This window comes from Kitasatospora sp. NPDC048722, from assembly GCF_040650235.1.
Lineage (GTDB): Bacteria > Actinomycetota > Actinomycetes > Streptomycetales > Streptomycetaceae > Kitasatospora.
Map to the genome: position 1 here is coordinate 163,802 of NZ_JBEZGX010000006.1, position 12,837 is coordinate 176,638.

Below are 12,837 nucleotides of genomic sequence, written 5' to 3' on the forward strand. Positions count from 1 at the left end.
CATACGGCCGACCCCGTAGACAAGGACGAACATCCATGCGCGCCACCGTCATCCACGGCCCCAGTGACATCCGGATCGAGGAGGTCCCGGACCCGGTGGTCCGGCAGCCGACGGACGCCGTGGTCCGGGTCCTGAACGCCTGCATCTGCGGCAGCGACCTCTGGGCCTACCGCGGGGTCGCGCAGCGCGTGGCCGGGCAGCGGATCGGGCACGAGTTCCTGGGCGTGGTGGAGGAGGTCGGCGCCGACGTGCGGGACTTCGCGAAGGGCGACCTCGTCGTGGCGCCGTTCGTCTGGTCGGACGGCACCTGTGAGTTCTGTCTCGAAGGTCTCCAGACCTCCTGTCCGCACGGCGGCTTCTGGGGCCAGGTGGGCTCGGACGGCGGCCAGGGCGAGGCGGTCCGGGTCCCGTTCGCGGACGGGACGCTGGTCAAGCTGCCGAAGGAGGCGGCCGGCGACGAGAAGCTGCTGCCCGGCCTGCTGGCGCTGTCGGACGTGATGTCCACCGGTCACCACGCGGCCGTCTCGGCTCGGGTGCGTCCGGGCTCGACGGTCGCCGTGGTCGGCGACGGCGCGGTGGGCCTGTGCGGCGTGCTGGCGGCGCGCCGGCTCGGCGCGGGCCGGATCATCGCGCTCGGCCGCCACCCCGCCCGCACGGACCTCGCCCGGCGCTTCGGCGCGACGGACGTGGTGGCCGAGCGCGGCGACGCGGCCGTGGAAGCCGTGAAGGAGCTGACCGGAGGACTGGGCGCGCACGCGGTGCTGGAGGCGGTCGGCACCGAGGAGTCGATGCGCACGGCCGTCTCGATCGCCCGGGACGGCGGCGCGGTGGGCTACGTCGGGGTGCCGCACGGCGGGAGCGCCGGTGTCGATATCGGCCAGATGTTCGGTCGCAACGTTTCGCTGAACGGCGGGGTGGCGCCGGCCCGCGCGTACATCCCCGAGCTGCTGCCCGACGTCCTCTCGGGCGCCATCGAGCCGGGCCTGGTGTTCGACCGGACGGTCGGACTGGCGGAGGTCCCGGACGGTTACCGGGCGATGGACGACCGCTCGGCGCTGAAGGTCCGGATCGCGTTCTGACGGTCCCGGCCGGACCTGATAGATCGTCACGAGGGGCGCCACCATTGGACGGTGGCGCCCCTCGAGCATGGGGAGGGGCGGTCCCGAAGTGACGCCAGTGGTGGTTTTCGGCCAATTGGATGGTGCGAGGGGGTGAACAGCTGGCCGATCGCAGTCAAGCCCTTCCGGGGTGGGCACGACGCTCCTAGCATTGCGCGGCGCGCATACGGATTGTGACGCCCCTCACGTCCGACCGTCCGCCTTGTGCGACCGCTACGCCGAAGGAGTGAGGAGTACAGCGTGGAATCGCCGCCGATCACCACTGCCCCTACGGATGTCCAACTCGTCGACGAGAGCGAGGAGTTCCGGACCCTGCGGAGTTCCTTCCGGAACTTCGCCTTCCCGGTCACCATCGGCTTCGTGCTGTGGTACCTGCTCTACGTCCTGCTCTCCAGCTACGCGCCCGGTCTGATGGGCACCAAGGTCGTCGGGCACATCAACGTCGCACTGGTGCTGGGGCTGCTGCAGTTCGTCACCACCTTCGCCATCGCGGCGTGGTACGCCCGTTACGCGGACCGGCGGATCGACCCGCCCGCCGCCGCGATCCGCGAGGCCCACGGAGCCGTCGTCCATGCCCCCCGGGAGTCCGCCGAATGATCCTGCTCGCCAGCTCCGCCACCGAGCACCGCGGACTCACGATGACCCTGTTCGGGTTCTTCGTGCTGCTCACGCTCGGCATCACCGTCTGGGCCGGCCGGCAGACCAAGGACGCCGCCGACTTCTACGCCGGCGGCCGGGCGTTCACCGGCTTCCAGAACGGCCTGGCCATCTCCGGCGACTACATGTCCGCCGCGTCCTTCCTCGGCATCGCCGGCGCCATCGCCCTCTCCGGGTACGACGGCTTCCTGTACTCGATCGGGTTCCTGGTGGCCTGGCTGGTCGCCCTGCTCCTGATCGCCGAGCCGCTGCGCAACTCCGGCCGCTACACCATGGCGGACGTGCTCGCGTTCCGGATGAAGCAGCGCCCGGTGCGCACCGCCGCCGGAGTCTCCACGATCATCGTGTCGATCTTCTACCTGCTCGCCCAGATGGTCGGCGCCGGGTCGCTGGTCGCCCTGCTGCTCGGCGTCAGCGGGGAGGGCGCCAAGCGCTGGACCATCGTCGCGGTCGGCGCGCTGATGGTCGTCTACGTGGTGATAGGGGGTATGAAGGGCACCACGTGGGTGCAGATCGTCAAGGCCGTGCTGCTGATCGCCGGCACCGCGCTGATGACCGTCCTGGTGCTCGCCAAGTACCACTTCAACCCGTCCGAGCTGCTCGGCGCCGCGGCCAGCGCGAGCGGCAAGGGCACGGCTTTCCTCGAACCCGGGCTGAAGTACGGCGTCAGCGACACCAGCAAGCTCGACTTCATCAGCCTCGGGATCGCGCTGGTGCTCGGCACCGCCGGTCTGCCGCACATCCTCGTCCGCTTCTACACCGTGCCCACCGCCAAGGCGGCGCGGAAGTCGGTGCTCTGGGCGATCGGCATCATCGGCGTCTTCTACCTGATGACGCTGGCGCTCGGCTTCGGCGCGGCGGCGCTCGTCGGGCCCAAGGCGATCAAGGCGGCCAACGCCGCTGGCAACACCGCGGCGCCGCAGCTGGCCGAGTCGCTCGGCGGCGGCGCGGGCTCCACCGGGGGCGCGATCCTGCTCGCGGTGATCTCCGCGGTCGCCTTCGCCACCATCCTCGCCGTCGTCGCCGGCCTCACCCTGGCCTCCTCGGCCTCCTTCGCGCACGACCTCTACGCCAACGTGATCCGGCGCGGCCGGGCCACCGAGAAGGAGGAGGTGCTCTCGGCGAAGTGGGCCGCCGTCGCGATCGGCGCGGTGGCCATCGTGCTCAGCCTCTTCGCCGGCAAGCTCAACACCGCGGCCCTGGTCGCCCTGGCCTTCGCGGTGGCCGCCTCGGCGAACCTGCCGACGCTGCTCTACTCGCTGTTCTGGAAGCGCTTCACCACCGCCGGTGCCGTCGCCTCCGTCTACGCGGGCCTGATCAGCTCGGTGCTGCTGGTGATCTTCTCGCCGGTGGTCTCCGGTGCGAAGACCTCGCTCTTCCCGGACTCGGACTTCCACTGGTTCCCGCTGGAGAACCCCGGCCTGGTCTCCATCCCGATCGGCTTCCTGGCCGGCTGGATCGGCACCCTGCTGTCCAGGGAACGCCCCGACCCGGCGAAGTACGCTGAACTGGAGGTCCGCTCGCTGACCGGACTGGGCGCCCACTGATCGCCACGCGATGACTATGCTGGCCCGGCCCCGCCGCGACGGTGGGCCGGGCCGGCCGCATTACTGGTGAAGGGACCGCCGTGCTGCTCGACACCTTCGGACGACAGGCCGTCGACCTGCGCGTCTCCCTCACCGACCGGTGCAACCTGCGCTGCACGTACTGCATGCCCGAGGAGGGGCTGCAGTGGCTCGGCAAGCCCGACCTGCTCACCGACGAGGAGATCGTCCGGCTGGTCACGATCGCGGTGCGCGACCTCGGCGTGCGGGAGGTGCGCTTCACCGGCGGCGAGCCGCTGCTGCGCCCCGGGCTGGTCGCGATCGTCGCCGCGTGCGGCGAACTGGAGCCGCGCCCGGAGATATCGCTCACGACCAACGGGATAGGCCTGGCCCGCACCGCGACGGCGCTGCGCGAGGCCGGACTCGACCGCGTCAACGTCTCCCTGGACACCCTCGACCCCGAGGTGTTCTTCACGCTCACCCGCCGCAAGCGCCACCAGGACGTCCTGGACGGATTGGCCGCCGCCGAGGCCGCCGGGCTGACCCCGGTGAAGCTGAACGCGGTGCTGATGCGCGGGGTCAACGACCACGAGGCGCCCGACCTGCTCGACTGGTGCCTGGAGCGCGGCTACGAGCTGCGGTTCATCGAGCAGATGCCGCTGGACGCCCAGCACGGCTGGGACCGCACGTCGATGATCACCGCCGAGGAGATCCTGGAGCGGCTCGCCGCGCGCTTCGCGCTCACCCCGGAGCCCTCCGCGCGCCGGGGCGCCGCGCCGGCCGAACGCTGGCTGGTGGACGGCGGCCCGGCCGGGGTCGGCGTGATCGCCTCCGTCACGCGCCCCTTCTGCCGCGCCTGCGACCGTACCCGCCTCACCGCCGACGGGCAGGTGCGCAACTGCCTCTTCGCGACGGGGGAGACGGACCTGCGCACCGCCCTGCGCACGGGCGCCGACGACGCCGAGATAGGTGCCCTGTGGCGGGCGGCGATGTGGGGCAAGAAGGCGGGCGCGGGGATCGACGACCCGGAGTTCCACCAGCCCGACCGGCCGATGTCGGCGATCGGGGGCTAGGGGCCAGGCCACGGCACTAGTCCGCCTCGGACCCTTCCGGAGCCCGGGGGTAGTCGGCGAAGGAGACGACCTCCTTGAGGAAGCCGCGCACGCCCAGGAACTGGGACAGGTGCTCGCGGTGCTCGTCGCACGCGAGCCAGGTCTTGCGGCGGTCCGGGGTGTGCAGCTTGGGGTTGTTCCACACCAGCACCCAGCCGGCGTCCGCCCGGCAGCCCTTGGCGGAGCAGATCGGCGTCTGCGGGGTGTCCATCGGGCCGTCCTCGGGGCTTGGCGGGGCTGTGCACCGCCAGTCTTTCACGGGCCCTTCCGCGGCCCGGCGGCCGGGGATCCCGGCGCGGCCCGGCTGCGGGCATGGCGACGCCGGGCAGCCACGGGGGGAGCTGCCCGGCGTCGGTCCGTCGCTCCGACGGGGGATGCGGAGCGCGTACGCAGTATGTCACGCCGAGACCCCGGTTTGGGGAGGTCTTGCATGATTAATCTGAGGTTCTTTTGAGCTTTCTCCGAGTCAAACCACCGTGAACGCGGAGGACCCGGACAGTCAGCTCCCGCTCTGTGAAGAATCGGTGGGAGACTTCTTTGCCTCTCCTGTACCGGTCGCCGCACCCGCCCCACCCGTACCACCGGGGCCGAGCATCAGCGGGGTGTCGAGCGGGATGTCGAAGGTGCTCGGCAGACCCGGCGCCCGCTCCCGTCCGGCGTTGGCGATCAGCACCGCGAAGTACGGCAGCAGCACGCCGCCCGCGAGCGCGCCGACCGCCAGCCAGCGCTGCACGTCCCACAGCACCACCGCCAGCAGCACGCAGACCGTCCGCAGCAGCATCGAGGCCACGTAGCGGCGCTGCCGCCCGCGGACGTCCTCGGTGAGGCTGCTGCGCGCCCCCGTGATCCGGTGGACCTGCCCACCGCCCGCGCTCTTGCCCATGTCCTACCGTCCTCGTCCGAGCACCCGCGCGTCCGGCCGCGCGGCCAATTCACCGTACGCCGCACTCCGGCCGAGGACGAGGCCGGGGCGGGCGGACACGCGCGACGGGTCGTTCAGGGCCGCCGGGAGAGGTACTGCGGGGGGACGGCGTCGGTGAGCCAGACGCCGTTCTCGCTGATCCGGAACTCGTGGCCGTCCGCCACCATCGCGCCGGCGTTCACGGTGAGCACGACCGGGCGGCCGTGCCGGGAGCCGACCCGGGTGGCCGTCTCGGTGTCCGCCGAGAGGTGGACGTCCTGGCGGGCCATCGGGCGCAGGCCCTCGTGGAAGATCGCCGCCAGGTGGCGGGCGGCGGTGCCGTGGTAGAGCACCGGGGGCGGCACGGCGGCGGCCAGACCGAGGTCGACCGCCACCGTGTGGCCCTGGTTGGCGCGGATCGAGAGACCGTCGGGGGAGTAGCCGAACCGGCGCTTGTTGTTCGTCGCCACGATGTGGTCCAGATCGGCCCTGCTCAGCCGGTTGCCCTTCGCCGCGAGGGCGGCGAGGAGCAGGTCGATCCGGACCCAGCCGGCCTCGTCGAGGGTGATCCCGACCCACCCGGGCTCGTGCCGCAGGATGCGCGACAGCATCCTGCTCGTCTTGACCAGCCGCTTCTCGTCCATCATGTCTCTCGTATCCCCCCGTTGGTCAGTGGCTATGAGGCCTGGCTGACCGAACTCATGTTGAAGTCCGCGACACGCACGGGTGGCATCGCGGTGCGGGTGAACCAGTCGCTCCACTCGCGCGGCAGGCACCGCTCGGTACGGCCCACCTCGGTGATCCGGCCGAGCAGGTCGACCGGCGACTCGTTGAACCGGAAGTTGTTGACCGCGCCGACCACCTCGCCGTTCTCGACCAGGTAGACGCCGTCCCGGGTGAGGCCGGTGAGCAGCAGCGTCGCCGGGTCCACCTCGCGGATGTACCAGAGGCAGGTGAGCAGCAGGCCGCGCTCGGTGCGGGCGATCATCTCGTCCAGCGTCGGCGCGGCGTCCTGGTCGGCCGTCTCCAGCACCAGGTTGTCGACGGCCGGGCGCAGCGGCAGGCCGGTGAGGCCGGCCGCGTGGCGGGAGGTGACCAGGTCGGTCAGCACACCCTCGCGGATCCACTCGGTGGCGCTGATCGGCAGGCCGTTGTCGAACACCGAGACGTCGCCGCCGGTGGCGTGCGCGAGGACGAACGGCGCGGCCTCCAGGCCGGGTTCGCGCGGGTCGGCGCGCAGCGTCAGCGGCAGCGCGGCGAGCTCGTCGCCGACGCGGGTGCCCCCGCCCGGCTTGGAGAAGACCGTGCGGCCCTCGTGGGCGTCCCGGCCGCCGGCGGACCAGTGCAGATAGACCATGAGGTCGGCGACGGCCGAGGGCGGAAGCAGTGTCTCGTAGCGGCCGGCCGGGAGGTCCACCGTGCGGGCGCCCCAGCCCAGGCGCTTGGTCAGTTCCGCGTGCAGGGCGGTGACGTCGACGTCGGTGAAGTCCCGGGTGGCGGCGCCGACCCAGGCCGAGCCGGACAGGTCGGCGGTCTTGGCGTTGATCTCGACCATGCCGGTCGGCTGGTCGTGGCGCAGCCGCAGGCCGGTGGAGGTGCCCAGGTAGCTGGTGGTCACCTCGTGCCGGGCGAAGCCGTAGAGCAGTTCGCCCTGGGCGGCGGCACGGGCGAAGGCCTCGCCGAGGGCCGGGCCGAAGTCCTCGAAGACGTCGATCGAGGTCTCGGCGGGCGGCTGGTCGAAGTGCGGCGAGGCCGGCAGGCCGGTGGCCAGCTGCTGGGCGTCCTCGGCCGGTCCGGCGGCGCGGGCGGCCTCCTCGGCGGCCCGGACGAGGCCCTCGACCTCGTCCGCGGTGACGGCCTCGCGCGAGACCACGCCGGAGGCGGTGCCCTCGGCACCGGCCACGGTGGCGATCACGGTGAGGCGGCGGCCCCGGGTGACGCCGTTGGTGGTCAGCGCATTGCCGGCCCAGCGGAGGTTGGCGGTGGACTCCTCGTCGGCGATCACCACGCAGCCGTCGGCGCGGGAGAGGCCGAGTGCGAGCTCGACGAGTTCGTGGGGCTGCGTCGCGGTCATCGGTGACCCGCCTCCTGCTGGGTGTTGAGCACGTTGACGTTGCGGAACAGCGCGGACGGGCAGCCGTGGCTGACCGCCGCGACCTGACCGGGCTGCGCCTTGCCGCAGTTGAAGGCGCCGCCGAGGACGTAGGTCTGCGGGCCGCCGACGGCCGTCATCGAGCCCCAGAAGTCGGTGGTGGTCGCCTGGTAGGCGAAGTCCTTGACCTGGCCCGCGAGTTCGCCGTTCCTGATGGCGTAGGCGCGCTGCCCGGTGAACTGGAAGTTGTAGCGCTGCATGTCGATGGACCAGGAGCGGTCCCCGACGATGTAGAGGCCGTTCTCGACGCCCGCGAACAGGCCCTCGGTGTCCGGGCCGTCGGCGGCGGGCCGCAGCGAGACGTTGGCCATCCGCTGTACCGGGACGTGCGCGGGGGAGTCCGCGAAGGCGCAGCCGTTGGAGCGCTCGAAGCCCTTCAGCTTCGCCATGCCGCGGTCGAGCTGGTACCCGACCAGGACGCCGTCCTTGACGAGGTCCCAGGACTGGGTGGCGACGCCCTCGTCGTCGTAGCCGATGGTCGACAGGCCGTGCTCGGCGGTGCGGTCGCCGGTGACGTGCATCAGCTCGGAGCCGTACTTGAGCGAGCCGAGCTTGTCGAAGGTGGCGAAGGAGGTGCCGGCGTAGGCGGCCTCGTAGCCGAGGGCGCGGTCCAGCTCGGTGGCGTGGCCGATCGACTCGTGGATGGTCAGCCAGAGGTTGGACGGGTCGACGACGAGGTCGTAGCGGCCCGCCTCGACGCTCGGGGCCTTCATCTTCTCGGCCAGCAGGACGGGCAGTTCGGCGAGTTCGGCGTCCCAGTCCCAGCCGGTGCCGTGCAGGTACTCGAAGCCACGGCCGACCGGCGGGGCCAGGGTGCGCATCGAGTCGAAGGCGCCCGTGCGCTCGTCCACCGAGGTGGCCTCCAGCGTCGGGTGCACGCGGATGCGCTGCTGGGTGGTGACGGTGCCGGCGGTGTCCGCGTAGAACTTGTTCTCCTGGACGGTCAGCAGGCTCGCCTGGACGTGCGAGACGCCCTCGGCGGCCAGCAGCCGCGAGCTCCACCCGGCGAGCAGGGCGGTCTTCTCGGCGTCCGGTACGTCGAAGGGGTTGACCTCGTACGAGGACACCCAGGTGACGTCCCGGTGGACCGGCTCCGGTGCGAGCTCGACCCGCTCGGCGGAGCCGGCGGCGCGGCTGATCCCGCCGGACAGCCGGGCCACCGCGACGGCCTGCCCGGCGACCCGCGCCGCCGCGTCGGCGGTGAGGTCCACTCCGGCGGCGAAGCCCCAGGCGCCGTCCAGCAGCACGCGGACGGCGAAGCCGAGCTGCACGCTGTCGGAGGTGCCGGCCGGGCGGGCGTCGCGCAGCCGCCAGGAGGCGCTGCGGACCCGTTCCAGGCGGAAGTCGGCGTGCTCGGCGCCGAGTTCACGGGCCCGGGTGAGCGCGGCGTCGGCGAGGGCGCGCAGCGGGAAGGCGAGGAACAGCGGGTCGACGGCGCGCCCGTGGGGGGCGCCGGCGCTGTCGGCCGGAGGGATCGGAGGCAAGCGAGCTCCCTGGTCGCGGGGGTGGCGGTGCGGCGCCGCACAGGGGCGCCCGCACCGCATCATTGCCCGTCCACGCACTTTCGGCCAGCGCATTTGCCCGGTGCCGCCCCGGCGGCCCGGCGGGGCGTCAGGCGACGGTCTCCCACCAACCGTCCAGCTCGGGCGGGTTGTCGACGTCGACGCGCTCGCCGGGGCGCGGCACGGCGAGCGGGACGGCCTGCGCCTTGGCCTCCTTCAGGAGCCGCTCGACCGGTTCGGCCCACGGGTGCAGCCCGAGGTTGAAGGTGCACCAGTGGACGGGCACCAGCAGGCCGGCGTCCAGGTCCCGGTGGGCGAGGACGGCGTCCTCGGGCGTCATGTGGATGTCCGCCCAGGCCGCGTCGTAGGCCCCGATCTGGACGAGGGCGGCGTCGAACGGGCCGTGCTGCTCGCCGATCCGGGCGTAGCCCTCGAAGTAGCCGGAGTCGCCGGTGTAGAAGACCTTGCGGGTGGGGCCGGCGATCACCCAGGAGCCCCACAGGGTGGTGTTGCGGGTCAGGCCGCGGCCGGAGAAGTGGTGCGCGGAGGTGAGGGTGAGCGCGAGCTCGCCGAGCGTGCAGGTCTCGTCCCAGTCCAGCTCGATGATCCGGTGCTCGGGAACGCCCCACCGGCGCAGGTGGCCGCCGATGCCGAGCGGCACCGCGAACGGCGCGGACTGGGTGTGCACCAGGCGCTTGACCGTTGCCATGTCGAGGTGGTCGTAGTGGTCGTGCGAGATGAGCACGGCGTCGACCTGGGGGAGTTCCTCCAGCGCGACCGGCACGGGGTGCAGTCGCTTGGGGCCGACGTGCGCGGAGGGCGAGCAGCGGTCGCTCCAGATCGGGTCGAGCAGGACGCGCGAGCCCTCGATCTCCACGAGCGCGGAGGCGTGCCCGTACCAGGTGATCTCCACGCCCTCGGCGGCCGGACGCGGGCCGTCGGCGGCGCGCACGAGCGGCACCGGGTGCGCCGGGACGCGGTGCTCGCGCTGGAAGATCATGCGGCGGACGGTGTCGCCGTCGATGCTGGGGGCGGACGCCGCGCGGGCGAGGGTGGACGGCGCGTTGTGGAAGACGCCGTCGCGGTACTGCGGGGAGTCGCGCACCCGCTCCTCGCGCTCGCCGTCCGGGCGGCGCCCGAACGCGGCCGGGAGGTCGCGCAGCGACCAGGCGGCGGCGCCCGCGACCGCGGCCAGGGCGGTGAGGGCCAGCAGCCGTCCGCGTCGGTGGGTGCTCCCGGGCTGTGCCTTGGTCATGCGCCCTGCCTCTTCGTTCCTCGCCGGGACTGTTTCGGGGAGAGGGTACGGCCGGCCCGGGTCGTCCCGTACAACGGGTGGCAACGGGCGCACCGGCCCGGGTGTTCCCGTCCGCGTGCCCGGCCGGCCCGCGCAGGGGCTCCCGGGCAGGTCGGGCGCGGATTGTCGGATTGCCACAGTTCCTTCGGTGAGGCGCTGTGGGAGACCGATTCGCCGACGACGCCGGGCGCCGGATACGGTCACACTGCGTGCGCATCCAGCCGTACGCGCACCCCCTTACGGAGAGAGGTGGATCGTTGAGCCGCTCGGTTCTCGTCACCGGAGGAAACCGGGGCATCGGCCTCGCGATCGCCCTGGCCTTCGCCGAGGCGGGCGACAAGGTCGCCATCACCAGCCGCTCGGGCGAGGTGCCCGAGGCCCTGGAGAAGTACGACGTCCTCGCGGTGCGCTGCGACATCACCGACGCCGCGCAGGTGGACGCCGCCTTCACCGAGATCGAGCAGAAGCACGGCGGCGTCGAGGTGCTGGTCGCCAACGCGGGCATCACCAACGACACCCTGCTGCTGCGCATGTCCGAGGAGGACTTCACGTCCGTCCTCGACACCAACCTCACCGGAGCGTTCCGGGTGGTCAAGCGCGCCTCCAAGCTGATGATGCGGGCGCGCAAGGGCCGCGTGATCCTGATCTCGTCCGTGGTCGGCCTCTCCGGCTCGCCGGGCCAGGCCAACTACGCCGCGTCCAAGGCCGGCCTGGTCGGCTTCGCCCGGTCGCTGGCGCGCGAGCTCGGCGCCCGCAACATCACCGTCAACGTGGTCGCCCCCGGCTTCGTCGACACCGACATGACCGCCGTGCTCAGCGACGAGCGCCGCGCGGAGATCGTCTCGGGCGTGCCGCTGGGCCGCTACGCGGCGCCCGCCGAGGTCGCGTCCACCGTGCGGTTCCTCGGTTCGGACGAGGCCGCGTACATCACCGGAGCCGTCATTCCCGTCGACGGCGGATTGGGCATGGGTCACTGATCATGAGTGGAATCCTCGAGGGCAAGCGGATCCTGATCACCGGTGTGCTGATGGAGTCGTCCATCGCCTTCCACACCGCGAAGCTCGCCCAGGAGCAGGGCGCGGAGATCATCCTCACCGCCTTCCCCCGCCCGAGCCTGACCGAGCGCATCGCCAAGAAGCTGCCGAAGCCGGTCAAGGTCCTGGAGCTGGACGTCTCCAGCCCGGAGCAGCTGGCCGGCATCGCCGACCAGGTCCGCGAGACCCTGCCGACCCTGGACGGCATCGTCCACTCGATCGGCTTCGCCCCGCAGGACGCCCTGGGCGGCAACTTCCTGGACACCCCGTGGGAGTCCGTGGCCACCGCGATGCACGTCTCGGCGTACTCGCTGAAGTCGCTCACCATGGCGCTGCTGCCGCTGATGCAGGACGGCGGCTCGGTCGTCGGCCTGACCTTCGACGCGCAGTACGCGTGGCCGCAGTACGACTGGATGGGTCCGGCCAAGGCCGCCCTGGAGTCGACCAACCGCTACCTGGCCCGTTACCTGGGCGCGCGGGACATCCGCTGCAACCTGATCTCGGCGGGCCCGATCGGCTCGATGGCCGCCAAGTCCATCCCGGGCTTCGGCGAGCTGGCCGACACCTGGAACCAGCGCTCCCCGCTGAAGTGGGACCTGAGCGACCCGGAGCCGGCCGGCCGCGGCGTCGTCGCGCTGCTGTCGGACTGGTTCCCGAAGACCACGGGCGAGATCGTCCACGTCGACGGCGGTCTGCACGCCATCGGCGCCTGAGGCGCCCGCTCCACCGACGCCGCTGCCCGGCACCCCTTCGCGGGGGTGCCGGGCAGCGGCGTTCTCGGGCCGTCCCGGTGGCGTGCGGGTCAGGCGTCGGCGGTGCCGCAGGCCCCGATCGCGCGGCCGGCCTCGACGGAGGCGCGCTGGGCGTCGCCGGCCCGGATCGCGTCGAGGATCGTGTCGTGGCCGATGTAGCGCTCGGCGATCAGCTCGGGGCCGACGTCGTGCCGCAGGTGGGCGCGGGTCACCTCGCCGAGGTCGGCGTACACGGCGGCCAGCACGTCGTTGTGGGCGGCGGCGACGACGGCCTGGTGGAAGGCGGCGTCGGCCTGGACGAAGTCCTCGGCGTCGCCGGAGTGCCAGGCGGCCTCGCGACGGGCCAGCGCGGCGTCCAGGAGGCCGAGGTCGCGCGGGGTGCGGCGGACGGCCGCCAGGCCCGCGGCGGAGGTCTCCAGGGCCGAGCGCAGCTCGGCGACCTGCGCCTGGTCGGCGTCGGCGAAGCGGCGGTGCATGACGCCGGCGAGCTCGCTGGTGGCGAGGACGTAGGTGCCGGAGCCCTGGCGGATGTCGAGCAGCCCGTTGTGGGCGAGGGCGCGGACGGCCTCGCGGACGGTGTTGCGCGCGACACCGAGCTGTTCGACCAGGGCGGCCTCGGTCGGGATGCGCGAGCCGACGGGCCACTCGCCGGAGGTGATCTGGGCGCGCAGCTGCGCGATCACCTGGTCGGACAGCGGGGTGCGCCTCGGCGAGGACAGCGCCACGGGGGACTCCTAGCGGCTTCGGGGCGGTGGACGGGGCCCGGTGGAC

The 12,837-nt window shown here is 72.6% G+C and carries 13 protein-coding genes; 6 read left to right on the forward strand and 7 right to left on the reverse strand.

Annotated features, from left to right (window positions below):
- The first annotated feature begins 35 nt into the window (after window positions 1-35).
- From AB0C76_RS07565 to moaA, 4 genes are all read left to right on the forward strand, one after another.
- Window positions 36-1,079, forward strand: a complete 1,044-nt coding sequence (locus tag AB0C76_RS07565; protein WP_359961101.1) for a zinc-dependent alcohol dehydrogenase family protein — start codon at window positions 36-38, stop codon at window positions 1,077-1,079.
- Window positions 1,080-1,358: 279 nt separating this feature from the next.
- A complete protein-coding gene (locus tag AB0C76_RS07570) occupies window positions 1,359-1,715 on the forward strand; it encodes a DUF485 domain-containing protein (protein ID WP_359961104.1) in 357 nt (118 codons plus the stop codon).
- Window positions 1,712-3,322, forward strand: coding sequence for a cation acetate symporter (locus AB0C76_RS07575; protein WP_359961107.1), 1,611 nt, complete (start codon window positions 1,712-1,714; stop codon window positions 3,320-3,322). Before AB0C76_RS07570 ends, AB0C76_RS07575 begins: the two co-directional genes overlap by 4 nt.
- A gap of 80 nt (window positions 3,323-3,402) precedes the next feature.
- A complete protein-coding gene (moaA, locus tag AB0C76_RS07580; protein ID WP_359961110.1) occupies window positions 3,403-4,392 on the forward strand; it encodes a GTP 3',8-cyclase MoaA in 990 nt (329 codons plus the stop codon).
- Between the two features lie 16 nt (window positions 4,393-4,408).
- Here the strand turns inward: moaA and AB0C76_RS07585 are convergent, their stop codons facing one another.
- From AB0C76_RS07585 to AB0C76_RS07610, 6 genes are all read right to left on the reverse strand, one after another.
- Entirely contained in the window at window positions 4,409-4,642 is a 234-nt protein-coding gene (locus AB0C76_RS07585) for a hypothetical protein (protein WP_359961113.1), read from the reverse strand.
- A gap of 288 nt (window positions 4,643-4,930) precedes the next feature.
- Window positions 4,931-5,314, reverse strand: coding sequence for a DUF3099 domain-containing protein (locus tag AB0C76_RS07590; protein ID WP_359961116.1), 384 nt, complete (start codon window positions 5,312-5,314; stop codon window positions 4,931-4,933).
- Between the two features lie 113 nt (window positions 5,315-5,427).
- Window positions 5,428-5,976: an RNA 2'-phosphotransferase gene (locus AB0C76_RS07595; RefSeq protein ID WP_359961213.1), complete on the reverse strand. Its 549-nt coding sequence runs from the start codon at window positions 5,974-5,976 to the stop codon at window positions 5,428-5,430.
- 32 nt (window positions 5,977-6,008) lie between these two features.
- A complete protein-coding gene (locus AB0C76_RS07600) occupies window positions 6,009-7,406 on the reverse strand; it encodes a metallopeptidase TldD-related protein (protein WP_359961119.1) in 1,398 nt (465 codons plus the stop codon).
- The gene (locus AB0C76_RS07605) at window positions 7,403-8,968 is read right to left on the reverse strand and encodes a TldD/PmbA family protein (protein ID WP_359961122.1); all 1,566 of its coding nucleotides are present in this window, start codon (window positions 8,966-8,968) and stop codon (window positions 7,403-7,405) included. The genes AB0C76_RS07600 and AB0C76_RS07605 overlap by 4 nt, the downstream gene beginning before the upstream one ends.
- Window positions 8,969-9,095: 127 nt before the next feature.
- Window positions 9,096-10,241 carry an MBL fold metallo-hydrolase gene (locus tag AB0C76_RS07610; protein WP_359961125.1) on the reverse strand — a complete coding sequence of 382 codons (1,146 nt, stop codon included), beginning with the start codon at window positions 10,239-10,241 and terminating at the stop codon, window positions 9,096-9,098.
- 296 nt (window positions 10,242-10,537) lie between these two features.
- Between AB0C76_RS07610 and fabG the strand changes: the two genes are divergently transcribed.
- Both fabG and fabI read left to right on the forward strand, forming a co-directional pair.
- Window positions 10,538-11,257 carry a 3-oxoacyl-[acyl-carrier-protein] reductase gene (fabG, locus tag AB0C76_RS07615; RefSeq protein ID WP_359961128.1) on the forward strand — a complete coding sequence of 240 codons (720 nt, stop codon included), beginning with the start codon at window positions 10,538-10,540 and terminating at the stop codon, window positions 11,255-11,257.
- A gap of 2 nt (window positions 11,258-11,259) precedes the next feature.
- A complete protein-coding gene (fabI, locus tag AB0C76_RS07620) occupies window positions 11,260-12,027 on the forward strand; it encodes an enoyl-ACP reductase FabI (RefSeq protein ID WP_329926381.1) in 768 nt (255 codons plus the stop codon).
- An 89-nt stretch (window positions 12,028-12,116) separates the two neighbouring features.
- On the opposite strand, the gene AB0C76_RS07625 is transcribed toward fabI, so the two are convergent.
- The gene (locus tag AB0C76_RS07625) at window positions 12,117-12,791 is read right to left on the reverse strand and encodes a FadR/GntR family transcriptional regulator (RefSeq protein ID WP_359961131.1); all 675 of its coding nucleotides are present in this window, start codon (window positions 12,789-12,791) and stop codon (window positions 12,117-12,119) included.
- Window positions 12,792-12,837: the final 46 nt, after the last annotated feature.